This window comes from Bacillus cereus group sp. BfR-BA-01316 (assembly GCF_022664195.1).
Classification (GTDB): Bacteria; Bacillota; Bacilli; order Bacillales; family Bacillaceae_G; genus Bacillus_A.
Map to the genome: position 1 here is coordinate 25618 of NZ_JAKUGX010000005.1, position 25139 is coordinate 50756.

Here is a 25139-nt window from a genome sequence, read left to right on the forward strand (position 1 = left end):
TCATTCTGTTTGTTTAATATACGAATGTTTAATAGTAAAGACATATAAATTGACGTTACTATTTAAAAGTAAGTATGATGCGATTATAGTAAGTTTTTTATAAGGAGGAAGAAAAATGACAAGTTCAAACAATAAAGCAGCAAATATTTATGCAGGAACAAATATAAATAATTGGGGATCTTTTGAAAATATCGATGAAACAAAGCTGTTTGATCCGATTCAAATTGGATCTTGGTCTCTTCACAATCGCATAGCGATGGCACCGATGACGAGATGTTTTGCAAATAATGAGACTGGCGAAGTTGGTGCTGACGTAGCCCGATATTACCGAAAGCGTGCTGCTGATGGGGTTGGATTAATTATTACAGAAGGAATCGTCATTAGCCCAAGAGCAAAAGGGAATCCGGGAGTACCAGGTATTTATACGAAAGAGCAAGTTGATTCTTGGAAACCTGTTACAGAGGCAGTACATAAAGAAGGCGGAACGATTATTGCTCAAATATGGCATGTTGGACGTATGAGTCATCACGAAATAATTGGTGATCAAATGCCACAAGCGCCGTCTGCTATTGCTGCGGAGGGTAATGTTCCGCGTTTTCGTAAACCGTTTGATACACCAGAAGCAATGACAATAGAAGAAATAAAAGAAGTTATCGGTCAATATGCACAAGCTGCAAAGAACGCAATCGAAGCTGGATTTGATGGAGTAGAAATTCACGGTGCACACGGATATTTAATTGATCAATTTACTTATGAATTTGCAAATAAGCGTACAGATAAATATGGTGGTGACTTAAAGCAAAGGTTAACATTTATGAAAGAAGTAACCGCGGCTGTAATAGAAGCAGTTGGAGCTGATAAAACACTTCTTCGTTTCTCTGCATTTAAAGGTGATAATCCTGCTTATATGTGGGAAAATCCAGAGCTTGCGATTGAAACGTTCGTAAATATGTTCAAAGAAGTTGGATTAACGATGATCCATCCGTCAACGATGAATTATACGCAAGTTATTACTGATGGAAAGAATTTTCATCAATTAGTAAGAAAATATTGGGAGGGTACTATCGTTGGAGTGGGTAATTTGAATCCGAAAGAGGCAGAAGAAGCATTGCAAGAAGGAACAATTGATGTAGCGGCGTTCGGAAGACCATTAATCGCTAACCCAGACTTTGTTCATCGAATTAAAAATGCTGAAAGTTTGGTTGAATATGACGCGAAAGAGCATCTTGCTACGTTATTGTGAATAAGGATAAAAAGAGAACACATCGAGTGTTCTCTTTTTATTATGGAATTTCATATATAGGGGGAAGCGGAATGAGTGAAGCGCTACTCGTTATTATTAGTATATTGCTCTTTTTGATGCTACTTTTAATTGTCTTTTTTATCATTACATTTTTTATTAAAAAACGGACGCATCATTCTATATTAAAACTGCATCCATACTTAGGTAGAATGCGCTATTTACTCGAAAAAATAGGCCCGGAATTTCGGCAATATTGGTTTGATCATGATACTGACGGAAAGCCTTTTTCGCGCTACGATTTTCAAAGTGTTATGTTTCTAGCAAAATATCGTTCTGAAATACTTGGTTTTGGATCAAAACGAGATTTTGATGCTTCTGGCTATTATATTGCTAATACATTATTTCCGATATTAACAGATGAATTAAGTGTGAATCTTACGCAAGAACGTGAGGGGAAAAAGTATGTAATTCATAAAGAAGGGTTATTTTCAAGAAGAGAAAAATTGACAGCGGATACAACAAACCTTTGGTTGTATGAAGAAGATGATGCAATTATAGTCGGCGAAAATCGTAAATATCCATGGAAACTGTATGGGATGTTTGGAGCGTCAGCGACATCTTACGGTGCGATTGGAGAAAATTATATTTTATCAGCTGGGTTTGGTGCAAAAATGGCAGGTGGTTCGTGGATTAATACTGGGGAAGGGGGCGTAATTCCAGAACATTTACATACGGGTGCGAATATCGTTGCGCAAATTGGTCCGGGATTATTCGGGTACCGTGACGAGGACGGGAATTTTTCGATGAAGGAATTTATGGAGAAGGCGAAAGAAAGTAATATTAAAGCGTTTGAATTGAAATTTGGGCAAGGAGCAAAAATACGTGGTGGTCATTTAGAAGGACAGAAGGTAAATGAGAAAATCGCTTCCGTTCGGAAAGTACGAGAAGGTGAAACGATTAATTCGCCAAATCGATTTTCATTTATTAATAGTGCGGCAGAGGCTTTATATTTTATTCAAGATTTGCAAGGAAACGGTGGTAAACCAGTGGGCATGAAAATTGTAATTGGTCAACAGAAGCCTTTGGAAGATTTATTAAAAACAATGAAAGAATTAAACATCTATCCAGATTTTATTACAATCGACGGTTCAGAAGGTGGATCAGGTGCAACGTATAAATCGATGGCAGATAGTATGGGGCTTCCACTTATACCGGCATTACTTACATTTATTGATACGGCGAATCATTACGGTGTTCGGGATAAATTAAAGGTGTTTGCCTCAGGGAAATTAATCACACCAGATAAAGTAGCGATTGCTTTAGCTATAGGTGCAGATGCCGTAAATTCAGCACGCGGCTTCATGATGGCAAGTGGCTGTATTATGGCGCTTCAATGTAATTCAGGGCAATGCCCATCGGGTGTTGCAACTACGAATCCGCACTACCAAAAAGCGTTAGATCCGTATGAGAAGAAATGGAGGGTAATGAACTACATTATTAGTATGAGATATAGTTTGTTTTCATTAGCGGCAGCGGCGGGGGTAAAGAGCCCGCGCCATTTAACGAGAGAGCATATTGTGTTTAAAGATGAGATGGGGCGGGTAGTTCCACTTTCGGAATTGTTTCCTTCCGTAATTGGAAAGTAAATATGTAGCTTAACAAAAAAATGAGTAAAAAGTCATACATTTGTATGGCTTTTTTGATTATGGGAAAAGTAGAAGTTTATTATATGAATGTTCCCGCTTGTCTGTTGCTCTTTTTCAAACAAATTATTTGATGGAGATGAGTTATCAGAATATTGTTTTTGATGAAAAAATGAAACGATATACGCATTGACAATAAAAACTAATTAGACTATAATAAATCTCGAATTCAAGATATTTTTGAAGGATAGTCAAAATCATAAAATCAATATTTAAAATATAATCATAAGAACTGTAGTTTTTTTTGTAAATTATCTCGAATTCGAGATAATTACTGAAAGAGATGAAATGTGTTAGTTTTTTAGAGAGACATCTCGAAATTGAGATAAAGTAGTATTGTGGATTGAATTTTATCATATGGACAAAATGAATAATGAATTTTAGCGAATAAACGTTTTTTATAATGAAATAAAAAAGGGCGTGGAGAAGACGATGGGTGAGGAATTAAAATTACCAGAGCGATATGATCAGCATAGAAAACAGATCGAACAAGGGTTATTACCAATTGAAGTAAGAGAATTAGACTAATTATATAAGTAATTGAAAGGGGAGAAAAAATGATGAAACATGTTTTTCAAAAAGGAAAAGATGAGTCAAAACCAACGCTATTATTGCTTCATGGTACGGGAGGAAATGAATTAGATTTATTACCGCTTGCAGAAAGAATTGATCCAAAAGCTTCTGTATTAAGTGTTCGTGGAAATGTATTAGAAAATGGGATGCCTCGTTTCTTCCGTCGATTAGCAGAAGGTATTTTTGATGAAGAGGATCTTGTTTTCCGTACGAAGGAATTAAATGAATTTTTAAATGAAGCAGCAAAAACATATGAATTTGATAGAGATAATATCGTAGCTGTTGGGTATTCAAATGGAGCAAATATTGCAGCGAGTTTATTATTCCATTATGAGAATGCATTAAAAGGTGCCATTCTTCATCATCCAATGGTCCCAAGAAGAGGGATAGAACTTCCTAATTTAGTAGAGAAAGCAGTGTTTATTGCTGCTGGAACAAATGATCCAATTTGTTCATCGACAGAGTCAGAGGAATTGAAGATGCTATTAGAAAATGCAAACGCTAATGTAACAATGCATTGGGAAAATAGAGGACATCAATTAACGATGAATGAAGTAGAGAAGGCAACAGAATGGTATGAAAAAATGTTTTCACATGCATAAATAGTAGACTAAATCGAGTATAAAATCACAAAGATTTTATACTCGATTTTTTTGTTGTAATTTAAGGAATTAAAAGAGAATAGGAAAGTTATGTTAAAATATAAAGAAAAGCAAAGGGGTTCCTGTTTTATTAATGAGCAGGAGTGTAGAATAATTGGCAATTTGTTTTAAGTGTGTCGATTTTTCTAATAATGAGGGGGAACTATTAGATATCAAACTACGAAAATGAAGAAATGCTAACGGGAGGGAATGTCTCAAACGTATATCGTTCGGAAGATACTGTTCGACGAGAATTAAAGCAAGGCAGTACCAAAATTCATAAGCTATTAAATCATTTGGAAAACAAAGGTTTTAGTTATGCACCAAAGTTTTTAGGTATTGATGATAAAGATAGAGAGATATTATCATTTATTGAAGGGAAAGCTGGTAATTATCCTTTAAAAGAGTACATGTGGTCTAATGGTGTTTTAAAAGAAATAGCGAAGATACTCCGTCTTTATCATGATGCTGTGAGTGATTTTCCTTTATCAGATGATTGGAAACCAATGGATAATACTCCAAATAAAATAGAGGTTGTATGCCACAATGATTTTGCAATATATAACATTATTTTTAATAACGAAAAACCAGTAGGTATTATTGATTTTGATGTTGCTGGTCCTGGACCAAGACTTTGGGACATAGCCTATACTCTTTACACTTGTGTCCCATTAAGTAGAGTTTATTATACGGAAACAGGTGAGGCAGTTTATTATAATTCATTACAGCATGCGGAGTGTATAAAGCAAAGGGTTAAATTATTTTTTGAATCTTACGGTGGGGGTATGGAAGAAGATTATCTGGAGATGGTATTGCTACGATTAGAAGGGTTATGTAAATATATGAAAAGAAAAGCTAAAGAAGGCGATATGAACTTCAAAAAAATGATAGATGAAGGACACCTTGAACATTATGAAAATGATATTAAATTCATTCGTGAACATGGAAGAGAATGGTTGTAATGAAATACGTTTTATACGCTAAAAAGCTCAGAGTCATATAGGGACTTTGAGCTTTTTAGCGTATTAGTGTAGATGTTTTCCACAATAACTGAACTACTTATAACATCTTGTAGATGCCTTTTATAGTTACGAGTTTGTTACAGGCTGAGATGTAGCAATTGGTAATTGGATATCGACAGTTGTTCCTATGTTTAATTCACTTGAAATGAATAATTTTCCGTGATGCTCTTGAATGATTTTATAGCACATCATTAAGCCGAGACCAGTTCCTTTTTCTTTCAAGCTATAAAAAGGTTCGCCAAGACGAGCCATGCGCTCTTCGGGAATCCCACAACCTTCATCGATAATGCGTATTGAAACAAAATCATTTTCTAACGAAGTTGTTTGAATGAATATGTTACCACCATCAGGCATCGCCTCAATCGCATTTTTTAATATGTTAATAAAAACTTGTTTTAATTGATTACTGTCACATTGAATGTCAGAAATATAATCGAAATGGTCCATAATGATATGAACGCTATGCATAATCGCTGTTGGTAAAATAAAAGTTACAACTTCTTCAATTAATGTTTGTACGTTGCATGTATGAATAGATAACACTTGTGGTTTAGACATCGCCATAAATTGGCTTGTTATAGATTCCATTTGTGAAATCTCACTCAGCATAACGTCCACATACCATTTATTTTCCTCATTTATTTCTGGATGTAATAATGTTAAAAATCCTTTTAATGAAGTGAGCGGGTTTCTAATTTCATGGGCAATTCCAGCTGTCAGTTGTCCTACTACTGCAAGCTTTTCGGATTTTCGTAATAACTTTTCAGTTTCTTTTAGTTCGGTAACGTCCCTTCCCATCACTATAAGACCTTTGCGTGAGCCATCAGGATGGAAGAGTGGGACCTTTGAAATACTTAAAACTAGGTCGAAATCATCTCTATGTATAATAAATTCCTCTCCGTGAAGAATTTGTCCTTTTTGCCATGTTAGTTCATCGACTTCTTCACAATGCAAAAAAGATTCGCGGTACGCTTCGTTATATTGAATGAGTTCATTATCTCTTTTTCCATGATAAGGTACGTTATGGAAATTGAAACAAGAAAGCGCATAGTCATTCGCTTCAAGCCAGCGTCCTTCATGATCCTTAAAAATAACAAATGCAGGCATTGAATTCATTAATGTGCGTAATCGTTTCTCACTCTCTTGTAATACTTTCTCAATTCTTTCTGATTTTTCAAGGGGTTTCATAATGGCGTATACACCTGTTAAACGATTTTTAACAAAAATAGGAACTAGTTTTGTTACGACATCTAGTAAATATCCGTCTTTATGATAAATAGAGACGATATACTCTTTTTGATTATCAGCTGCAGTATTTTTTATGTATTGTAGTACTTGATCAGAAATATGTGCTTCTAAAATAGAAGTGATTGTTTTTCGCTCTAATTCGTTAGAAGTATAACCTAATATTCTTTCAGCAGAGGGGTTAATATGTAAAATAACTCCTTCTAAATTCAATGAAATAATACTATCAGGGTTATGTTCAAAAAGAGATGCATACATTTCTGCTAAAGAACGGTTTTGTATATGGTTTCGCAATCGCCCAGATATGTTTGGGTGACGCTTTTTTTGAGTAGATGAATATTTTTTACGACTCATAATATTTCCTCCGTACAACTGGCATCTAAAAAAGATGGATCTATTAATAACTATAATATAGGTGTGATGTGTATTTCTATAAAAAATGGAAATTACATAGTGAATTTTCTTTTTTTATTTTTAGTGGAAGGTATAAAAGGTAGTAATAAGAGAATCTTATATTGCTTTATTAATTTTTTGTAAGTTACATGAATGTATTTTCGTTATAACATTAGACTAGAGAGGGGGAGAAAAATGAAAAGCTATATTCAAGGAATTGATCATGTACAAGTGGCGGCACCTGTAGGATGTGAAGAAGAAGCACGAGAATTTTATGGTAATAAAATTGGTATGAAGGAAATTCCGAAACCAGAAGAGTTAAAGAAGCGTGGCGGATGTTGGTTTAAGTGTGGAAATCAAGAGATTCATATTGGGGTCGAGCAAAACTTTAATCCAGCTAAAAAAGCGCATCCAGCTTTTTATGTTTTAAAAATTGATGAATTTAAACAAGAGCTAATAAAGCAAGGTGTTGAAGTAATAGATGATAATGCACGACCAGATGTGATTAGATTTTACGTATCAGATCCGTTTGGAAATCGAATTGAATTTATGCAAAATAAAAACTAGGTGAAGGTCCACCTAGTTTTTTATGCTTTTCTAAACAATCCTAATACTTCAACAGTTTCTGTAATATTAACGAATGCATGAGGATCAATTTTGGAAATCGTTAGTTTCATACTTGCTAACTCTTCACGAGAAACGACTGTCATAAGTACACGTTTTTTCTCGTTTGAATAAGCACCTTCACCATCAAGTAACGTAATTCCGCGTACTACAGTTGAAAGAAGTTTTTTTTTCATTTCTTCCGCTTGATTTGTTACAATCATAAGTGTAACTTTACGATGTTTTGTATGAACGGCATCAATTACTTTACCAGTTACATAAATTGAAAGTAAGCTTGTAAGGGCAACATCCCAAGTGAAGAAAAATCCTGCAATGACAACAACAACTGTATTTAATCCAATAAGGAATCCACCAAGTTTAATATCTCGCTTACGAGATAATAACATACCGATAATATCAAATCCACCAGTTGAACCATGGCAGTTAAAGACAAGGCCAATACCAGCGCCGGCGATGACACCGCCAAATACAGAAGATAAAAGTGGGTCTGTTGCTACGACTTTGACAGGAACATAGTATAGTGCAACAGATAATACAATTACAGAGACAACTGTGTTAAAAATTACTTTTTTTCCAAGACCTATGTATCCTAAAATAAGGATAGGTAAGTTCAATACAAAGTTAATAATGCCTGTGTTCACAGGGGTTGCAATTCCTAAAATAATGGCAATTCCGCCAATTCCACTACTTAAAATTTTATGGGGGATAAGGAAAAGATTAAAGGCAATTGCAATAATAATAGAACCAAAAATAACACCAAGAAATCTGACCATCTCTTTCCCGTCCTTCACTAAATAATCATATTATTTCAAGATTATATATGAAATTGAAAGTTTTAGGGGAAAACAGTTTATTTCGGAAAATTAGATTAATCTAAATAATTCGAGTGTTTGAAAATTTAGGGGGGATATAGATATGAAGATAACAACGTACCAACAGAAGAGTCCTTTAAAACAAGAGTGTGAGGATTCATTTTTTTGTAATGAAGATAAAATGATTTACGGTGTATGTGATGGAGCAACACCGCTCGTTCCGTTTTGTGATGAAGAAGGACATAATGGAGCATACATGGCTTCGCATTTATTTGCAAGTCATTTTACTTCGTTACGGGAGATTAATAGTTTACAAGGTGAAGTTGCAAAGGTGAATGAATTATTGCAAAACAAGATGCTAGAGTACAAGGTTGATACGAGAAAAAAAAATCATCTGTGGTGTACATGTATTGCAGCAGTTCAAATAGAAGGCGAGAAACTTGAATATGCACAGTTAGGTGATTGTATGATCGTTGCAATACTTCAGGATGGAGCGATGAGAGTATTAACGAAAGATACAGTTAAGGGAATTAGTAAACGTGCAAAAAAGAAGAGAGAAGAGAATCGTAAAAAAGGTTTACTAGTCCCGGAAGAACACGTTTTTCAAGATGTTCGGGAGCAGTTAAAATACAATCGCTATCTTGCAAATATGCCAAACGGCTACTCAGTTGCAAATGGGATGAAAGAAGCAATGACTTATTTACAACATGGGGAATTACATGTAGCTGACGTAAGTGGAATCTTTATTTGTTCGGACGGATTGTTCCATCCAGAGTGGTCGTTAGAACAAACTGTAGTATATATAAGAAAGAATAGTATAAAAGAGTATGTAGCAATCATTGAAAGACTAGAAGGAGAAAATAGAATAAGACCCGATGATAAAACAGTAATTATGATCGATTTTTAAGAGGAGGATGTTCATATGGAAATTAAATTTGCAAATTTAACATTTCAAGATGAGTTAGTTCCTTTAGAAAAAGTAAATAAACTAATTATCCACCATACGTCAGAAGATGGATGGGATGTGTATAAAACTCACGAATTTCATCAAAAGGTAAGAGGATGGAGCGGGATTGGTTACAATTATTTTATTGAAGAAGATGGAACTGTAGTCGAAGGGCGAGGTTTACATATTGGAGCACATGCGAAAGATAATAATAGTGATACAATTGGAATATGTATGACGGGAAATTTTGATAAATATGATCCTACTACCGCACAAATGAATTCATTATATTCTTTATGTAAAATGTTTATGAAGCAGTTTGCCATAGAGAAAGGAAATATACTCGGCCATAGGGAGTTAGAAGGGGTTACAAAAACTTGTCCAGGAAATCGCTTTTCTATGGTAGAGTTAAGAAAAGTATTATCTTAAATATAGAGGAGTAACTAACGATGATGAACATAAAAATACCAACTGATAAAAAAGAAGAGCTTGTAGCACAAATTCAGCAATTTTTCGTTGAAGAAGATTTAGATGAAATTGGACGTTTCCAAGCAGAACGTTTAATAGAAGAAATGATTAAATTAGTAGGACCATTTGCATACAATCAAGCAATTGGAGATGCAAGAAAACTTGTAAGTGAGAAATTAACGAATATTGAAGAAGATTTGTATGTGTTAGAGAAGAGTGAAGGTAAATAAAAAGAGCCAGATGGCTCTTTTTTTATTTGTTTTCTTTATGTTCTTTATATTCATGTACTTTTTCTTTTATATTACCGACAGTAATTTTGGCATTACCCTTTATCTTATCGTATTCGTAAAAAGAGCAGCTAGCAAAAGCTAACTGCCCATCTCCAAGGAGGAATCGTAGAAAATATAATGTTGTCTACAGTATTGACGGAATATTGAGTCTTGTTCATTTGGGGAGAATTTATTTATTATGTATGTTACATGAAAAGACCTATTAACATCCATGCTGCTCCTATAAGAATTAAAGATTCGAATGTAATCCAAAATTTACTTTTTTCTGTTTTTTGAAACTCTTTAATTACAGAAAACACGGCACTTATTCCTACAAGAATGAACAGAATAATTCGGATTGTATCAGTCGTTTGTATCACCACCTAAGATTTGAATAATTTAATTATATATTAATTACCATTTTGTAGAAACTTAATAAAATAATCCTTTGAATAGAAAGCGAGGAATAACAATGGGACTAGGAAACCGTGGAATGGCATTTGAAATGCTTATCAATCTAGCGAATGAAATGGATCAAAGAGGGGGAGTGGCGCTTATAAACAAGCGTCCCACTCCTGTGAAGGTGTTAAAAAGTAAAGGTGGCCGTGTACTAAATGGATTCTATGAAGCTAAAAGTACAGTAGACTATGACGGCGTGTATAAGGGACGAGCTATTGCATTTGAAGCGAATTCTACAGAGAATGCTGGAAGATTTGATTTAAAGAACATTGCACAGCATCAATTAGATTACCTGAAGAAAGCAGGGGAGATGGGAGCGATGTTAGATGGCATGATAAATTGATTTGGATCATAAGAGAGTAGCGAATAATATTGAAACAGCGAAAGAGAAGATGAATAACAAGAAACGTAAAATTTTAAAAGCTTAATGGATAACGGAACAATGCGCTTTTTTTCTATTCTATTAACCTTTTAAAACTATCTCTTTTTTAAACATGAGTTTATTTGCTTTCATTACAGTTGCTACAATTCCTACTCCTATTACAATAAATAACAGTGGCATTAATGGGAGTGCATATCGTTCATATGCCACATACAGACATGTTAGGTACGTTTGTAATAAAAGGATTAACCATAAAAACGTAGTCTCTCTCCACCTTTTCAAAAGAAAAACAAATGAAAGTACTGTACATATTAAAAACATCTGTTTTATGAAGTTAAAAATCTCATTCATATCTTTTGCAGAGACATCAAAAACTTCAATATTATGCTCTATAGAATAATACGGTTTCTTCCAAAGAATTTCTGGTTTTAAAATTAAATAACTCCGGATCATAGACTCTTTGTCTGTCTTCCACCATGCTTTCATTTTATCTATAGCTATTTTTTGTTCTAATTCCATAAATTCATGTGCTTCAATGTCAGGGTATTTTGCATGTAATTCTACTTCAAGTTCTCCCATATCCTTTCCTCCTGGATAGCCTTCTCCTTGATATGTCCCTAGTAATAATGGATTCCCTGCTCCAGCAGTTAACGGAATAAATTTATTGAATTGAATATAATTACGAGCCCACCATGGTCCAAGTACTATAAGTGCTATTCCTATACTTATAAATGCCTGTTTCGTCATAATACGGAACGGATAACGCTTCATCACAAGATACATAAACAGCAATATTGGATATAAAGCTATTTGCACGCGGAAGTACAATGCTAAAAAGTAGAATGTTAATACAATCAGAAGGTCTTTCGTTGAATGAGTATCAGCTAATTTTAAACTCCAATATAATAGTCCTAACGAAAAGAATAAAAATGGACCTTCTGTTAATGTTAAATTTTCTATAACGATTTCCGGAGGATAAATTGCTAATAAGAAAGCACCTATTAATCCTGCTGCGGGATTCAACAAATAAGTACCAATCTTATACGTTAGAAAAATACTTAGTACTCCTAATATTATAATGATTAATTTAGCCACAAAGAGACCGTCAACGCCATTACCAAAAAAATAAAATACAGCAGCTAATAAAGCTGGAAAACCTGGCATAATATGAATAGTTGGTTTATCAGGCTCATGATATGTTAACGTTCCCGTTTTTAATAAAATAGTAGCTGTTTTTTGATAACCTATATCATCACTAGCTATGGTCAAATCTGCACCATGTGTTTGTATAGTTATAAAACGAAGTGCAAAACCAACTATCATAATGATTCCTAAAAGAATCATACTAGGTCTGCGAATAAATCGGCCTAACATTTCATCCTCTCCTTTCATACATACACCTTTAGTAAACGGCAAGTAACTCCAAAATATACAACAAAGGTTGATTTTAGAGTTGCTTTTTGTTTTCTTCACTTTTTTTCGGTACTTTGCAACTAGATGGTAAATCCATTGACCACGGTAAGACTTTATCAATTTCCTCTTTATTGTTTAAATCGATATTTGGGAGCGTTTCAAACAAATATAGAAGATAATGATAGGGACTTAAATTGTTCTCTTTTGCGGTTTCAACCAAACTATACATGATGGCACTTCTTCTAGCACCTCTCGGTGTATTTGAGAACATCCAATTTTTTCTCCCAATCACAAATGGTTTAATAGAACGTTCACTTCTGTTGTTATCGATTTCTAAACGACCGTCTAATAAAGAAGCTTGAAGTGATTCAATTGTAGGTTGATTTGAGTAAGAAAGTGTTGTTTTCATAGAAAAATATATTCAACAAAATCATCCAAATTCCTTTGCGCCTTCTACTTTTTCTTTTAAACCATAGTCATGCTTTGTCATACATTACTCCTTCTTGTAGTTTGATCAGAATTCTCTTTTCATATTGCAAGTTGAATGATGTATCTACTATTAGTGTAAAGGGATTTATTTAAATATTCAAACGATTAATGATATAGAAAGGTAATTGTCATAGAATGTATACATTCGTAATGGTAAAAAAGAAAGTTAATTATAAGTATTTTGAAGTCCATATTGATTTCGTATAAGCAATTTTCAAATGAGCACGTTCCATATTATTTTGACTACTGCTACCAAATCGCGCTTGTCCAACTATTAAATTGCAATTGGATTCAATAGCGGTCTCAATTCGTTTTTGAATTAATGCTGTATGACAACCTTTACGTTGAAATTCTGGCAAAGTAGCAGAAGCAGCTAGTGAGGCGATATCTTTATTAACATACAGGACACCAATACTTGCAGGGATATTTTGAATTTCAGCTATGAAAAAATGCCAGCCTGGTTTATTGTAAAGAACTTCGTTATTTTGACGGACACCATCCTTTGTAAATGATGGCATATTAAATCCACGTACATAAATGTCTGCAAAAATATGAAACTCACTTTCTTTTAGTTTACGTACTGAAATGTTAGAAGGAAGAAGGGACGAATCTTCTCTCGGTATACTATATAAAGCGGTATGGAAGCTAGATTGGTAAAAACCTTTTTGAGATAAGTGTTGAAATAGTTCAGTTGTACCTTGCGCTGGTGTGATTTCAAAACGGCAAGGAATTTGTAGTGATTGATAATAAGAGATGATTGCATCTAACTCATCTGTATTTGTAAATGTAATGCCTTTTACCGTATTAAAAGCAGGACCAGCAATTACTTTTGATGAAAAGGCAGTGGAACTTCCAAATTTTTTCATTTGCACTTGCATTGGATTTTCTGCTATCGCTTGTAATGCCTTTAATCTAGAAGATAGCATATCTATTTCTGCGTTTTCAATTTCTTGTGCTACATCGAGCGTCATAATCGTACTCATAAAATTCCTCCGTTAATAAATATATTCTATATTACATATACGAGTTTTATTTTGGGATTCCTGTTGTAATGTAAGAGAACAAGAATTTTTTGGAAGGGAATTGGAAGTTTGCTGTCGAAGGGAGTAGAAATATATTAAAGGTGGTGCTCTCATGAAAAAGCAAGGCGTGCAGACATGCTCTAATTGCGGTTCTCATAATATAGGAGAAGGTGAGTTTGTCGGTTATGCACAAATACGGAAAAAAGAGACGATGTTTACATCATCTCCGGTAGATGCTTACATTTGTACGGACTGTGGTCATATCCTTTTATTAAAAGTACGAAATTATGAAAAGTTTAAACAAAATCCGTTATGATTGTTGAGAAGTGGTCGTATCCAACTCTGTATACGAGCCGTCTTATATTAAGAAAGCTTGATATGAGTGATATTTTACATATATATGAATACGCCTCAGATAACGAGTTGACAACTTATACTGTATGGGGTATTCACCAATCGCTAGATGACACGAAAATATTTTTAGAAAAAATTGTGAGTCGATATGAGAAAGAAAAAGTCGCTCCTCTTGGGATAGTATTAAAAGAGAAGCAGAAACTCATAGGGACATGTGGATTTATAAGTTATGATTCAATTATACATAAAGCGGAAATTGCATACGCTTTATCACGAAAATATTGGGGAAGAGGATTAGCTACGGAGGCTGCGTTAGCTTTCTTTAACTATGGTTTTAATGAATTACGTCTTAGCTGTATTGAAGCGGGATGCGATTTAGGTGATGAAGTATCTGAAAGGCTAATGAGGCGGTTAAGTATGGAGTATGAGCGTACGATTCAAGATGATTTATTTGTCAAAGGTAAGTATCGTGATACGAAAAGATATAGTATATCGCGAGAAAGATATATGAATAAATGAAATATTTCATATTGAAAACTCCTTTAAATGAATAAGGGAGTTTTTATTTTATAACAATAATTACCTTTAATTGTTATAATTGGTTATTGAGAGGTGTTGTTTTTATTAACTTTATAATCATATAAGAAAAACAGCTAAATCGTATATAAAACCGCTATATAACATAATCGCAACCATAAGTTGACAAAGTGCAACCGTAGGAAGATAGAGATAGGAGCAATGTTTTACGTATAATTTAGTTAAGAAAACAAAGGGGGACACACATATGGGATTTGGTGAGAAACTATTTAAATTAAGAAAGGAAAAGGGTCTTTCTCAAGAAGCATTAGCTGAGAAATTAAACACGACAAGGCAAGCGGTTAGTAAATGGGAAAATGGTCAAGGGTTTCCTGAAACTGAAAAACTAATAATGATTGGAAATGTATTTGAAGTATCTCTTGATTATTTATTAAAAGAAACTGCTGAGCAAAGTAATGAAAAGGAACATGGTTATTACGTAAGTAAAGAAATGGCAGAAGGGTATGTAGTGTATGGGCAAAAAATATCTAAATATATCGCGTTAGGATTTAGTTTGCTCATTTTATCTACAATACCGTATTTATTATTTAAGGAAGATGCAACAATGTCTACATTCCTTATCATTATTATTGCAGTTTTTGGAATTGGAGCAATGATGGTACCTGTAACTATAGAAGAGAGTCGATACAATGTATTAAAAAAGGAAGAACTACTATTTGATCAAAACTTTTTAAAAGAATTGACAAAAAGATATGCGACTATTAAGAAGAAGTATGCTGCAGTAGTGATCGTTGGATTATGCTTCATAGCAGCGGGTGCAATACCATTTTTGTTTGAGAAAAAGCGTATCACTTCAGGAGAGTTAGTACAGTATTATCCTTACTGTGTTGTACTTATTGCTATCGGATTCTATCTGTTTGTTCGTGTGTTAGGAGTGTTAGAAACGTATAGAATTTTAGTGGAAAATGAAGAGTATAGTAATCGTTTTATTTTCAAGCTAAAAAAGAAAGTAAGAAAAAAAGTAGATAGTTTTTAAATAGGAGAGAAACGTGTTTTGAATAATTTGTATTCAAAACATGTTTTTTTGTTTCTGAATTATTTCCAAAGAAATAATTCAGAAAATACAGAAAAATATCGTAATTATTTGTAGAAGTCTGTTATAATATACAGAAATGAAAACGCTTTAAAAGGAGGCTGTAAACAATATGATGATGAATGTACCGCTAACAATTAGTTCTATGATGGAAAGGGCAGAAAAACTATTCCCAAAGAAAGAAATCGTTTCACGCACACATGATACAGTTACGACATTAACGTATAAGCAGTTAGGAGAAAGAACGAGAAGACTTTCTAGTGCGTTAAAAAAGCTTGGGATTCAAGAAGGCGAACGTGTAGGAACGTTAGCGTGGAATCATCATCGACATGTAGAAGCATATTTTGCTATTCCGGGTATTGCTTCCGTTTTACACACAATTAATATTCGTTTATCTCCTCAACATATTTCATACATTATTCAACATGCAGAAGATCGAATGCTACTTATTGATGAAGATCTCGTACCACTTGTTGAAAATATTCAATCACAATTATCAACTGTACAAGCCTACATTATTATGACTGATAAAGACGAACTTCCAAAAACTACACTGGAGCCTGTATATCACTATGAAAAACTATTAGAAGAAGGCGATCCCAATTTCCAATTTGTAAAAGATATTGATGAAAATACACCTGCTGGTATGTGTTATACGTCAGCGACTACAGGAAATCCAAAAGGTGTTGTTTATACACATCGTAGTACAGTTCTGCACTGTATGGCACTTGGTTTAGCTGATACAGCAGCGTTATCGGAAAGTGATGCGGCAATGGCTATTGTACCAATGTTTCATGTGAACGCTTGGGGACTTCCTTTTGCAGCTACTTGGTTTGGGTCAAAACAAGTTCTGCCGGGACCGATGTTTACTCCGAAAATTTTATTAGAAATGATTCAAACTGAAAAAGTAACGATAGCTGCGGGTGTGCCGACAATTTGGCTTGGTGTTTTACAAGAGTTAGAAAATAATAGTTACGATTTATCTAGTATTACGAGAATATTATGCGGTGGTGCGGCTGCACCGAAAAGTGTTATTAAAGCATTTGAGAAAAAATATAATGTTCCTTTCGTACATGCATATGGCATGACTGAAACGAGTCCACTCGTAACGCTTGCACGTCTAAAAAGCTATGAAACAGATTTGTCGTATGAAGAACAACTTGAGATTCGCTCGAAGCAAGGATATCTTGTTCCTGGTGTAGAGATGAAAGTAGTTGGTGCAGAGGGTGAAGTGAAGTGGGATGGTACGGAGATGGGAGAACTATGTTTACGAGCGCCATGGATCGCTGCAAGCTATTATAACGATGAGCGTACTGTCGAAGGTTTTCGTGATGGTTGGTTATATACAGGAGATGTCGTTACGGTTGACGAGGAAGGGTGCGTAAAGATTGTTGATCGTACGAAGGATGTTATTAAAAGCGGTGGAGAATGGATTTCCTCAGTTGACCTTGAAAATGCTTTAATGGCACATGATGCAATATTTGAAGCAGCTGTCGTTGCAATTCCTCACCCGCAGTGGCAAGAGCGTCCAGTTGCCTGCGTTGTACAAAAGAAAAATAGTACTGTGACAAAAGAAGAGTTATATGAGTTTTTAAAACCGCAGTTTGCAAAATGGTGGTTGCCGGACGATATTGTATTTATGGAGGAAATACCGAAAACATCTGTTGGGAAGTTTTTAAAGCAAGCGCTTCGCAAAGAACTTGAGCATTTGCATAAAGAGAAATAAGATAAGTTTAATTGTAAACTTATCTTAAAAATTAGTTGACAAAAATTAAGTGGAAAGATAATATAACTCCTATAATATGTTATCTAAAATAGAATTTAAGTTTACAAATAGGAGAAGCAAATATGAATACAAAAAACTTAGTTTTCGTCGCTTTATTTAGTTCTATTATGGGAGTGTTAGGGTTAATACCTCCAATTGCTCTTGCTATTACACCAGTTCCGATTACATTACAATCACTTGGTGTTATGCTTGCTGGTGGACTGTTAGGATCACGTCTCGGTGCATTAAGTCAGCTTATTTTCTTACTTATAGTTGGAGTTGGAGCACCATTACTTGCTGGTGGACGCGGGGGTCCAGGTGTATTTGTTGGGCCAAGTGCAGGATATTTACTTGGTTATATCGTTGGAGCGTTTGTCATTGGATATTTAATTGAGCGTTTACGTGAAGTTTCTATTATAAAAGTATTATGCATTAATATAATTGGTGGTATTTTCGTAGTTTATGTATTTGGTATCATTGTCCAAGCTTTCGTAATGGATATTTCCGTATGGGAAACGATGAAAGTAAGTGTCGTATTTTTACCAGGTGATTGCATAAAGGCGATTATAGCAGCGATTCTTGTGACAAGATTACATCGCTCATTGAAACATATTATTACGCCTGCTTTGAAGAATAAAAAAATTACAAATGCAGGATAAGAAAAAGGAGAAACACGTTACGTGCGTGTTTCTTTTTATTATTTTGTAAAGAAAGGACGTCTCATATGGGGATTACAAAAGAATACAAAAAGTATGCCTCTTTACAACCGAATAAAATAGCGATTAAAGAAAATGATAGAGTGTTAACGTATAAAGATTGGTTCGAGTCAGTTTGTAAAGTAGCAAACTGGTTGAATGAAAAAGATACAAAAAACAAAACAGTAGCAATTGTTTTAGAAAATTGCGCTGAATTTTTACAAATATTTGCTGGAGCAGCGATGGCAGGTTGGATTTGTGTGCCATTAGATATAAAGTGGAAACGAAATGAACTTGAGGAAAGAATAGAGCTTAGTAACCCACATATTATTGTTGCAGAGCGGTACAGACTAAATGATATATCTAGGGAAGGAGAACATATACTTTCAATTGATGATTGGAAACAAATGATAGGAATTTATAATTCTACATATCACACGTTAGAAAATGTAGAAAATAATCCTTTTTATATGGGATTTACATCAGGATCTACTGGAAAAGCAAAAGCATTTTTACGTGCACAGCAGTCGTGGGTCCATAGTTTTGATTGTAATGTACATGACTTTCATATGAAAAATACAGATTCTATTTTAATAGCTGGAACATTCGTTCATTCTCTTTTCTTATATGGGGCAATAAGTGCATTATATTTAGGACAAACGGTGCACATAATGAGAAAGTTTGTACCAGTTCAAGTGCTATCTAGTATAGAGATGGAGAATATTTCTGTCATGTATACAGTCCCTACAATGCTTGAATCTTTGTATAAAGAAAATAAAGTAATTGAAAGTGAAATGAAAATTATTTCGTCAGGAGCAAAATGGGAAGCGGAAGCGAAAGAAAAGATAAAGAATATGTTTCCTTGTGCAAAAAGATATGAATTTTATGGTGCGTCTGAGCTGAGTTTTGTAACTGCATTGATCGATGAAGAGAGCGAGAGAAAGCCGAATTCAGTAGGGAAACCTTGTCATAATGTACAAGTTGGAATATGTAATGAAGCAGGAGAAGAATTACATATAGGCGAGATAGGAACTGTTTATGTAAAAAGTGATCAGTTTTTTATGGGCTATGTATCGGATGGATCTATAATCCCGCAATTGACCAAAGATGGTTGGATGACAGTGCATGATGTAGGCTATCAAGATGAGGAAGGCTTTATATATATAGTTGGTAGAGAGAAGAATATGATTCTATTCGGAGGGATTAATATTTACCCAGAAGAGATAGAAAGTGTGTTATATACTCATCCAGCTGTTGAAGAAATTGTTGTTGTCGGTGTAAAAGATAGTTATTGGGGTGAAAAGCCTGTCGCTATCGTAAAAGGGAGTGCTACAAAACAGCAATTAAAGAGCTTTTGCTTACAACGATTATCATCTTTTAAAATCCCTAAAGAATGGTGTTTTGTAGATGAAATACCTTATACGAGTAGCGGGAAGATAGCTCGTATTGTAGTGAAAAGTATAATTGAAAATCAGGAGAAAATATATGAATAAAGCGGTTATTGTAGAAGCGAAAAGGACGCCCATTGGTAAGAGAAATGGGATGTTGAAAGATTATGAAGTTCAGCAATTAGCAACGCCGCTTCTTACGTTTTTAAGTAAAGGAATTGAGAGAGAAATAGATGATGTCATATTAGGAAATGTCGTTGGACCAGGAGGTAACGTTGCAAGATTATCTGCTTTAGAAGCGGGGCTCGGTTATCATATTCCTGGTGTAACGATTGATCGGCAATGCGGCGCTGGATTAGAAGCAATTCGTACTGCATGTCATTTTATTCAAGGTGGGGCCGGTAATTGTTATATTGCTGGGGGAGTGGAGAGTGCAAGTACGTCACCTTTTCAAAATAGAGCGCGATTTTCACCTGAAACAATTGGAGATCCTGATATGGGATTAGCGGCTGAGTATGTTGCAGAGCAGTATAACATAACGAAAGAAATGCAAGATGAATATGCTTGTCTTAGTTATAAACGAACGCTGCAAGCATTAGAAAAAGGATATATACAAGAAGAGATATTACCTGGCTATTTTAATGGATTATTAGATGAAGCAGTAAAGCGAGAAATGAATTATGAAAGAATGATCAAGAGAACGAAGCCTGTATTTTTACAAAATGGAACAGTAACAGCAGGCAATTCGTGTGGTATAAATGATGGGGCATGTGCTGTTCTTGTAATGGAAGAAGAGCAAGCTCGAAAATTAGGATATAAGCCTGTTCTTCGTTTTGTTCATAGCGCTGTAGTTGGAGTAGACCCAAACCTTCCGGGAACTGGTCCGATATTTGCCGTGCAAAAATTGCTCAGAGAAATGAATTTAGTAATAGAAGATATTGATTGTATTGAGATGAATGAAGCATTTGCCGCTAAAGTTGTTGCATGTGCGCAAACGTTACAAATTCCGTATGACAAGTTAAATATAAATGGTGGTGCAATAGCACTTGGTCATCCGTACGGTGCGTCTGGAGCTATGCTTGTAACGCGCTTGTTTTATCAGGCTAAAAGAGAGTATATGAAATATGGAATTGCGACATTAGGAATTGGTGGGGGAATTGGGCTTGCTCTATTATTTGAGAAAGTAGAAGACTAGCAAGGAACTAGTTTTCTACTTTTTGAGGGACATATACATTACTTCCAGGTTTTGATTTTATTTCGTTCCAAGCAGCAATAGCATCAGCTTTTGATTTTCCTTTGTTGCATGGATCTTCGAAAAAAGCACGAGTAAAACGATTGTATTCAAACTGTGCACCGATAGTTGTTTTATATGAGGGATCTTTTTTGCGATCGTTTTCTTCATACCAAAAAGTGATAGCATCCTTATATGTTTTTCCTGCATTCTCTTTAAAAAACTTTTGAAGGGCTACTGTAAAGCGGAAGTTTTCTCCAATTTTTTCTTTGAAAAAAGTACGGACATCTTCGCTACAGCGGTGATTTTTAGTAATAATCGTTTGAAGAGAAAGATCTTTATAAGAGAGGGAAGTTTTACTTCCTTTTTGCTGAGGACTATTTTTAAATATTTTACCCGTAGTTAAATAATGTGAGATACGCTCGGTTATTTCGATTTTAGAGCCACTAGCTGGCAAATCATACTCACGACAAAATGTTTGTAGTTCTGTTTTTAACCAATAATAGTTTTGGAAATCTTCGAGTGATATAGAGTTTGTTAAAGGTGGACGCATGAATGTAACAACTTCTTTCTTCCATAATTTTCTTTAATTATAAAACGTATGTTCTTTTTGTGGAAGGATTAATTTGTAAATTTAATAGGAAGAGGAGATTGCATATGGAAAATGTAATGCAAGTTCGTGTTACGGGAATTTTAATTGAAGGTGAAAAAGTATTGTTAGTAAAACAAAGAGTCGCTAATCGGAATTGGTCTTTACCTGGAGGAAGAGTAGAAAATGGTGAAATGCTAGAAGAAGCGATGATTCGGGAAATGCGAGAAGAAACAGGATTAGAAACTAAGATTAAGAAATTACTCTATGTTTGTGATAAACCAGATGCTATACCATCTTTATTACATATTACATTTCTACTTGAAAGGGTTACAGGGGAACTTACGCTTCCGTCTAATGAATTTGATCTCAATCCAATTCATGATGTACAAATGGTAGCGATAGAAGAATTAAGTAGTTATGGTTTTTCTGAGAAGTTCATTAAACTTGCATCTGAAAAGTTCTTGAACGCAGGGAGTTATCAAGGATTAAAACAAAATATTGGTTTGTAAACATAAGAGGAGGCTGTGATTTTGAAACAGCCTCCTCTTACTATATAAGTTACGATTGTTGTCGCATTTTATAGGTAAATCGGTATTTCTTATGGAATTGTTCATATAATTTCATTTACTGCATTATTACGTACGAAGCAGAAAAGAGAATGGGATATCACCTAGTTCAATGGCATCCCATTCATAAAATAATCTACACCGCTGATTGTAAAGAAGAAACAAGTTGATTTAAAAACTCATCCCCAGTCATAATCGCTTTCCCACCGCCACGAGTACTCTTTTTATTTCCTCCGCCTTTTCCTTCAATAGAAGGGAGGGCATCTTTTAAAAGTGTATTCATATCAAGTGTCACTGCCTTACCGCAAGTAAGGATACATTGTAGTTTTTCGTCATTTTCAATGACGAAGTATGTAATTGCCTGTTCTTGTTGCTCTGTAATGATAGCAGAAAGTTTTGCGATTTCTTGCATAGAACGATTTGTAAATACTTTAGAAATAAGTATTCCAGCATGTATTTCTGTACGTTGTTGCAGTAGTTCATTTGCTTCTGCAAATAATAATTTTTCATTCATTGCTTGTATTGCTTTTTCGTTTTCTTTTTGAGAAGTAAGAAGTTGTGCTACTTTTGCTGGAATATCAGTTTCGCTACTGTTTAATTGTTTAGAAACATCTTTCATAATTTGTTGCTGCTGTCCCATTAATTTAAGTGTGCGCCAGCCAGCGATAAACGTTAAGCGTATCCCACCTTTATTTCGCTCCCATCCTAGTACTTGAATAGGACCTACCTCACCTGTGCGTTTCGGATGTGTTCCACCGCAGCCGTTGTAGTCATAGTTTTCAATAATAACAACGCGTATATTTTCTGTCATAGTTGGTTCTTTGCGAAGAGGTAATTTTTTCGCTTCTTCTAAGTTCATCCATTCAATACGAATAGGGTGGTTTTCAAAAACAATTTGATTAGCAATTTGTGCGGCCTTCTCAATCGTTTCTGTAGGCAGGTTTGCCGTTTCTAAATCAATTGTTACCGTTTCTTTTCCAAGATGGAATCCGATAGTGGGTATGTTAAAATGATCCCAAAAAGCAGCGGATAAAATGTGCTGAGCCGTATGTTGCTGCATATGATCAAAACGGCGTTGCCAATCGATTTTCCCGTCTACTTCTTCTGTATGTAATTGTTCTACTATGAAATGACGAATTTCCCCGTCTACTTCTTCAACATTGATTACAGGAATGTCATTTAATGTTCCAGTGTCATGTGGTTGTCCACCACCTGTCGGATAAAATGCAGTTTCATTTAAAACGACATATAAGTTTCCTGCTGCACTATAATCTTGCTTTATAACTTTAGTTGTAAAAATTTGCTGATAAGCGTCGATGTAATATAATTTTTGCTCCACTTCTCTTGCCCCTTTCTCATTCGCTAGTTTCATTGTAAAGCAATCTAAATAAGTTTCCTAATATTTCAGAAGAAAAAAACTCTTTTTAGAATTTTCTTGCTATAATGAGAAAAAGAGAAATACGGGGGTGGATGAAAATGTTATATGAAAACGGCGTAGATAAACTGCTTCGTCTCAACACAAATATTTCTGAATTATATCGAGAGTTAAATGAAATGACTCGGATTTTAGCGGAATGTAATCGAGAAAGTGTGAAATTTGATCGGTTATATGTGAAAGAGTTACTTTGGAAAAAAGAAGATGTGATAGCTAAGTATGATCAATTACTCGTCCAGCTTTGTATTAATGAGTGCTTTGATTTAAAAAGTGTAATTACTGGCGAATATAAATATACATATGAAGAAGTGGAAAACATTGTTTTAGAATTTAATGAAAAATATAATGTAGCTATTTTGATTAAAGATGTTTGTAAAGAACTACAGTTTACATATGGAATTGATATGGAAATAACGAGAACAGTTCGGGTATAAACATCTCAAGTATAGAAAAAGGAAAAAGAAAGCAGGTCCTTTGCTTTCTTTTTTTATGTAAGAAAAGGGAGAGTAGGTTTAAAGATGAAGGGGAAGTTACAGCATATTCATCCACTTGGAATGAGTATCATTATAGGGACATTATTTGCTAGGTTTGCAACTTCAATGAGCATTCCTTTTTTAGCAATATATTTAACGACTGTTAAAGAGGTATCAGCTGGAATGACTGGTGCTATTATTGGAACGAGTGCGCTTGTTGGAGTGTTTGCTAGTTTTATTGGGGGTAATTTATCGGACCGATTTGGCCGGCATATAATTATAATGTGGTCCATGATCGTTTGGATTTTTGTATTTATAGGATTTTCAGTTGCAGATCATGTTTTAAGTTTCTTTCTATTAAACGCTTTGAATGGATTATGTCGTTCTTTTTTTGAACCGACATCAAGAGCGTTATTATCAGATTTAACAAAACCAGAGTATCGTTTACTTGCGTATAATTTACGGTACGGTGCAATAAATGTAGGGGTAGCGATTGGTCCACTTGTTGGATTGCAGATTGGAAGTGCAAAATCAACAATTCCTTTTTTAGTAGCAGCAGGAGTATATATTCTATATACAGCTATATTAGCGCTTCAATTTAAGAAGTATCCACTTGAAAAAAAGAAAGTAAATACAGAAAACCCGGTCACAATGTTAAATGCGATTCATATGTTGCGAAAAGATATAGTATTTTTAGTTGCTTTAGTTGGTATTATTTTGAGTAATAGTGGTTTTTCACATTTAACAACGACAGTATCTCAATATTTTGCAAACGCACATATATTTCAAGATGGGATAAAGTTGTTCTCATATATGCTAACTTTAAATGCAATTACAGTAGTAGTTATTCAATACCCTGTTATTCAAATGTGTAAAAAGTATACGCCATTAGCGTCTATTATGGTAGGAACGTTATTTGTGAGCGGGGGATTGTTTGGATTTGGACTAGTAGAATCTATGTTAGGGGCTGCTATATGTACAATTATTTTTACATTCGGAGAAGTATTAATGTTTTCAATGACAGATGTATTTATTGATGAGATAGCTGTTTCACATTTGAAAGGGACATATTTTGGAGCTATGGGCTTTTCAGGAATTGGAGGAGTAATTGGTCCTTGGTTTGGCGGGATACTTCTCGATCATTATGGATATCAAAATGGCTTTATAGTATTTTTTATGTTAGCTGTTTTTTCAACCATTGCATTTCCAGTCCTATTAGTTACAAAAAGCTTAATGAAAAAAAGATATATTAGAAATTCTAAAATAGAAATACGTGCGAAATAACATAAGCCCCAGCAAACTAAAA

General features: G+C 34.5%; 24 protein-coding genes and 4 pseudogenes. 20 read left to right on the forward strand and 8 right to left on the reverse strand.

What is annotated here, in order from left to right; all coding sequences use genetic code 11:
• Window positions 1–115 precede the first annotated feature (115 nt).
• The 5 genes and pseudogenes from MR071_RS05910 to MR071_RS05930 all read left to right on the forward strand — a co-directional run bounded on the left by MR071_RS05910 (window position 116) and on the right by MR071_RS05930 (window position 5122).
• Complete coding sequence (locus MR071_RS05910) at window positions 116–1243, forward strand: alkene reductase (RefSeq protein WP_105585300.1); 1128 nt, start codon at window positions 116–118, stop codon at window positions 1241–1243.
• A gap of 71 nt (window positions 1244–1314) precedes the next feature.
• Entirely contained in the window at window positions 1315–2889 is a 1575-nt protein-coding gene (locus tag MR071_RS05915; RefSeq protein WP_105585299.1) for an FMN-binding glutamate synthase family protein, read from the forward strand.
• 483 nt (window positions 2890–3372) lie between these two features.
• Window positions 3373–3474 (forward strand): annotated as a pseudogene (locus MR071_RS05920) (ring-cleaving dioxygenase); the annotation flags it as partial.
• 32 nt (window positions 3475–3506) lie between these two features.
• Window positions 3507–4121 (forward strand): alpha/beta hydrolase, encoded by a 615-nt coding sequence (locus tag MR071_RS05925; protein ID WP_105585440.1) that lies wholly within the window; start codon window positions 3507–3509, stop codon window positions 4119–4121.
• A 209-nt stretch (window positions 4122–4330) separates the two neighbouring features.
• Complete coding sequence (locus MR071_RS05930; RefSeq protein ID WP_105585298.1) at window positions 4331–5122, forward strand: phosphotransferase; 792 nt, start codon at window positions 4331–4333, stop codon at window positions 5120–5122.
• Window positions 5123–5248: 126 nt separating this feature from the next.
• On the opposite strand, the gene MR071_RS05935 is transcribed toward MR071_RS05930, so the two are convergent.
• Window positions 5249–6781: a BA3702 family sensor histidine kinase gene (locus MR071_RS05935; protein WP_105585297.1), complete on the reverse strand. Its 1533-nt coding sequence runs from the start codon at window positions 6779–6781 to the stop codon at window positions 5249–5251.
• 234 nt (window positions 6782–7015) lie between these two features.
• Here MR071_RS05935 and MR071_RS05940 point away from each other — a divergent pair, with 234 nt between their 5' ends.
• A complete protein-coding gene (locus MR071_RS05940) occupies window positions 7016–7387 on the forward strand; it encodes a VOC family protein (RefSeq protein ID WP_002111168.1) in 372 nt (123 codons plus the stop codon).
• A 20-nt stretch (window positions 7388–7407) separates the two neighbouring features.
• On the opposite strand, the gene MR071_RS05945 is transcribed toward MR071_RS05940, so the two are convergent.
• Window positions 7408–8217 carry a YitT family protein gene (locus MR071_RS05945; RefSeq protein WP_105585296.1) on the reverse strand — a complete coding sequence of 270 codons (810 nt, stop codon included), beginning with the start codon at window positions 8215–8217 and terminating at the stop codon, window positions 7408–7410.
• A 142-nt stretch (window positions 8218–8359) separates the two neighbouring features.
• On the opposite strand from MR071_RS05945, the gene MR071_RS05950 reads away from it, so the two are divergent.
• From MR071_RS05950 to MR071_RS05960, 3 genes are read left to right on the forward strand one after another with little or no spacing between them, the layout of a single operon-like run.
• A complete protein-coding gene (locus MR071_RS05950) occupies window positions 8360–9163 on the forward strand; it encodes a protein phosphatase 2C domain-containing protein (RefSeq protein ID WP_242235388.1) in 804 nt (267 codons plus the stop codon).
• 15 nt (window positions 9164–9178) lie between these two features.
• The gene (locus tag MR071_RS05955; RefSeq protein WP_242235391.1) at window positions 9179–9631 is read left to right on the forward strand and encodes a peptidoglycan recognition protein family protein; all 453 of its coding nucleotides are present in this window, start codon (window positions 9179–9181) and stop codon (window positions 9629–9631) included.
• Between the two features lie 20 nt (window positions 9632–9651).
• Complete coding sequence (locus tag MR071_RS05960; RefSeq protein ID WP_105585293.1) at window positions 9652–9900, forward strand: DUF2164 domain-containing protein; 249 nt, start codon at window positions 9652–9654, stop codon at window positions 9898–9900.
• 22 nt (window positions 9901–9922) lie between these two features.
• Here MR071_RS05960 and MR071_RS05965 read toward each other — a convergent pair.
• A pseudogene (locus MR071_RS05965) lies at window positions 9923–10015 on the reverse strand (CsbD family protein); the annotation flags it as partial.
• 396 nt (window positions 10016–10411) lie between these two features.
• On the opposite strand from MR071_RS05965, the pseudogene MR071_RS05970 reads away from it, so the two are divergent.
• Window positions 10412–10826, forward strand: a pseudogene (locus MR071_RS05970) (Holliday junction resolvase RecU).
• 35 nt (window positions 10827–10861) lie between these two features.
• On the opposite strand, the gene MR071_RS05975 reads toward MR071_RS05970, so the two are convergent.
• The 3 genes and pseudogenes from MR071_RS05975 to MR071_RS05985 all read right to left on the reverse strand — a co-directional run bounded on the left by MR071_RS05975 (window position 10862) and on the right by MR071_RS05985 (window position 13665).
• On the reverse strand, window positions 10862–12154 hold the full coding sequence (locus tag MR071_RS05975) for a glycosyltransferase family 39 protein (protein WP_142395800.1): 1293 nt from the start codon (window positions 12152–12154) through the stop codon (window positions 10862–10864).
• A 73-nt stretch (window positions 12155–12227) separates the two neighbouring features.
• A pseudogene (locus tag MR071_RS05980) lies at window positions 12228–12563 on the reverse strand (IS66 family transposase); the annotation flags it as partial.
• A gap of 289 nt (window positions 12564–12852) precedes the next feature.
• Entirely contained in the window at window positions 12853–13665 is an 813-nt protein-coding gene (locus MR071_RS05985; protein WP_242235393.1) for a GNAT family N-acetyltransferase, read from the reverse strand.
• Between the two features lie 151 nt (window positions 13666–13816).
• Here MR071_RS05985 and MR071_RS05990 point away from each other — a divergent pair, with 151 nt between their 5' ends.
• The 7 genes from MR071_RS05990 (at window position 13817) to MR071_RS06020 (ending at window position 20731) form a co-directional block, all read left to right on the forward strand.
• Window positions 13817–14020: a hypothetical protein gene (locus MR071_RS05990; RefSeq protein ID WP_105585291.1), complete on the forward strand. Its 204-nt coding sequence runs from the start codon at window positions 13817–13819 to the stop codon at window positions 14018–14020.
• Window positions 14017–14577 carry a GNAT family N-acetyltransferase gene (locus tag MR071_RS05995; protein ID WP_105585290.1) on the forward strand — a complete coding sequence of 187 codons (561 nt, stop codon included), beginning with the start codon at window positions 14017–14019 and terminating at the stop codon, window positions 14575–14577. Before MR071_RS05990 ends, MR071_RS05995 begins: the two co-directional genes overlap by 4 nt.
• 265 nt (window positions 14578–14842) lie before the next feature.
• Window positions 14843–15631, forward strand: coding sequence for a helix-turn-helix domain-containing protein (locus tag MR071_RS06000; protein ID WP_105585289.1), 789 nt, complete (start codon window positions 14843–14845; stop codon window positions 15629–15631).
• Between the two features lie 169 nt (window positions 15632–15800).
• Window positions 15801–17414, forward strand: a complete 1614-nt coding sequence (locus tag MR071_RS06005; RefSeq protein WP_105585288.1) for a long-chain fatty acid--CoA ligase — start codon at window positions 15801–15803, stop codon at window positions 17412–17414.
• A 122-nt stretch (window positions 17415–17536) separates the two neighbouring features.
• Window positions 17537–18112 carry a biotin transporter BioY gene (locus MR071_RS06010; protein WP_002066624.1) on the forward strand — a complete coding sequence of 192 codons (576 nt, stop codon included), beginning with the start codon at window positions 17537–17539 and terminating at the stop codon, window positions 18110–18112.
• 65 nt (window positions 18113–18177) lie between these two features.
• The gene (locus MR071_RS06015) at window positions 18178–19641 is read left to right on the forward strand and encodes an acyl-CoA synthetase (protein ID WP_242235395.1); all 1464 of its coding nucleotides are present in this window, start codon (window positions 18178–18180) and stop codon (window positions 19639–19641) included.
• A complete protein-coding gene (locus tag MR071_RS06020; RefSeq protein ID WP_242235397.1) occupies window positions 19634–20731 on the forward strand; it encodes an acetyl-CoA C-acyltransferase in 1098 nt (365 codons plus the stop codon). Before MR071_RS06015 ends, MR071_RS06020 begins: the two co-directional genes overlap by 8 nt.
• Before the next feature lie 7 nt (window positions 20732–20738).
• On the opposite strand, the gene MR071_RS06025 is transcribed toward MR071_RS06020, so the two are convergent.
• Window positions 20739–21320: a DUF6434 domain-containing protein gene (locus tag MR071_RS06025; protein ID WP_105585285.1), complete on the reverse strand. Its 582-nt coding sequence runs from the start codon at window positions 21318–21320 to the stop codon at window positions 20739–20741.
• Window positions 21321–21424: 104 nt separating this feature from the next.
• On the opposite strand from MR071_RS06025, the gene MR071_RS06030 reads away from it, so the two are divergent.
• Window positions 21425–21868, forward strand: coding sequence for an NUDIX hydrolase (locus tag MR071_RS06030; protein WP_105585284.1), 444 nt, complete (start codon window positions 21425–21427; stop codon window positions 21866–21868).
• 193 nt (window positions 21869–22061) lie between these two features.
• Here the strand turns inward: MR071_RS06030 and MR071_RS06035 are convergent, their stop codons facing one another.
• Complete coding sequence (locus tag MR071_RS06035) at window positions 22062–23264, reverse strand: alanyl-tRNA editing protein (protein WP_242235398.1); 1203 nt, start codon at window positions 23262–23264, stop codon at window positions 22062–22064.
• 137 nt (window positions 23265–23401) lie between these two features.
• Here MR071_RS06035 and MR071_RS06040 point away from each other — a divergent pair, with 137 nt between their 5' ends.
• Both MR071_RS06040 and MR071_RS06045 read left to right on the forward strand, forming a co-directional pair.
• On the forward strand, window positions 23402–23794 hold the full coding sequence (locus MR071_RS06040; RefSeq protein ID WP_142395799.1) for a hypothetical protein: 393 nt from the start codon (window positions 23402–23404) through the stop codon (window positions 23792–23794).
• Between the two features lie 84 nt (window positions 23795–23878).
• Window positions 23879–25117: an MDR family MFS transporter gene (locus MR071_RS06045; RefSeq protein WP_105585281.1), complete on the forward strand. Its 1239-nt coding sequence runs from the start codon at window positions 23879–23881 to the stop codon at window positions 25115–25117.
• Window positions 25118–25139: the final 22 nt, after the last annotated feature.

What these genes read in the sequence shown, in the direction of transcription:
- MR071_RS05990 (WP_105585291.1), top strand. Translation starts at nt 13,817, where the DNA reads ATGAAAAAGCAAGGCGTGCAGACATGCTCTAATTGCGGTTCTCATAAT.
- MR071_RS05995 (WP_105585290.1), top strand. Translation starts at nt 14,017, where the DNA reads ATGATTGTTGAGAAGTGGTCGTATCCAACTCTGTATACGAGCCGTCTT.
- MR071_RS05935 (WP_105585297.1), bottom strand. Translation starts at nt 6,781, where the DNA reads ATGAGTCGTAAAAAATATTCATCTACTCAAAAAAAGCGTCACCCAAAC.
- MR071_RS06040 (WP_142395799.1), top strand. Translation starts at nt 23,402, where the DNA reads ATGTTATATGAAAACGGCGTAGATAAACTGCTTCGTCTCAACACAAAT.
- MR071_RS06045 (WP_105585281.1), top strand. Translation starts at nt 23,879, where the DNA reads ATGAAGGGGAAGTTACAGCATATTCATCCACTTGGAATGAGTATCATT.
- MR071_RS06000 (WP_105585289.1), top strand. Translation starts at nt 14,843, where the DNA reads ATGGGATTTGGTGAGAAACTATTTAAATTAAGAAAGGAAAAGGGTCTT.
- MR071_RS05960 (WP_105585293.1), top strand. Translation starts at nt 9,652, where the DNA reads ATGATGAACATAAAAATACCAACTGATAAAAAAGAAGAGCTTGTAGCA.
- MR071_RS05915 (WP_105585299.1), top strand. Translation starts at nt 1,315, where the DNA reads ATGAGTGAAGCGCTACTCGTTATTATTAGTATATTGCTCTTTTTGATG.
- MR071_RS06025 (WP_105585285.1), bottom strand. Translation starts at nt 21,320, where the DNA reads ATGCGTCCACCTTTAACAAACTCTATATCACTCGAAGATTTCCAAAAC.
- MR071_RS05950 (WP_242235388.1), top strand. Translation starts at nt 8,360, where the DNA reads ATGAAGATAACAACGTACCAACAGAAGAGTCCTTTAAAACAAGAGTGT.
- MR071_RS05940 (WP_002111168.1), top strand. Translation starts at nt 7,016, where the DNA reads ATGAAAAGCTATATTCAAGGAATTGATCATGTACAAGTGGCGGCACCT.
- MR071_RS05955 (WP_242235391.1), top strand. Translation starts at nt 9,179, where the DNA reads ATGGAAATTAAATTTGCAAATTTAACATTTCAAGATGAGTTAGTTCCT.
- MR071_RS06030 (WP_105585284.1), top strand. Translation starts at nt 21,425, where the DNA reads ATGGAAAATGTAATGCAAGTTCGTGTTACGGGAATTTTAATTGAAGGT.
- MR071_RS06010 (WP_002066624.1), top strand. Translation starts at nt 17,537, where the DNA reads ATGAATACAAAAAACTTAGTTTTCGTCGCTTTATTTAGTTCTATTATG.
- MR071_RS05975 (WP_142395800.1), bottom strand. Translation starts at nt 12,154, where the DNA reads ATGTTAGGCCGATTTATTCGCAGACCTAGTATGATTCTTTTAGGAATC.
- MR071_RS06020 (WP_242235397.1), top strand. Translation starts at nt 19,634, where the DNA reads ATGAATAAAGCGGTTATTGTAGAAGCGAAAAGGACGCCCATTGGTAAG.
- MR071_RS05985 (WP_242235393.1), bottom strand. Translation starts at nt 13,665, where the DNA reads ATGAGTACGATTATGACGCTCGATGTAGCACAAGAAATTGAAAACGCA.
- MR071_RS05910 (WP_105585300.1), top strand. Translation starts at nt 116, where the DNA reads ATGACAAGTTCAAACAATAAAGCAGCAAATATTTATGCAGGAACAAAT.
- MR071_RS05925 (WP_105585440.1), top strand. Translation starts at nt 3,507, where the DNA reads ATGAAACATGTTTTTCAAAAAGGAAAAGATGAGTCAAAACCAACGCTA.
- MR071_RS06015 (WP_242235395.1), top strand. Translation starts at nt 18,178, where the DNA reads ATGGGGATTACAAAAGAATACAAAAAGTATGCCTCTTTACAACCGAAT.
- MR071_RS06005 (WP_105585288.1), top strand. Translation starts at nt 15,801, where the DNA reads ATGATGATGAATGTACCGCTAACAATTAGTTCTATGATGGAAAGGGCA.
- MR071_RS05945 (WP_105585296.1), bottom strand. Translation starts at nt 8,217, where the DNA reads ATGGTCAGATTTCTTGGTGTTATTTTTGGTTCTATTATTATTGCAATT.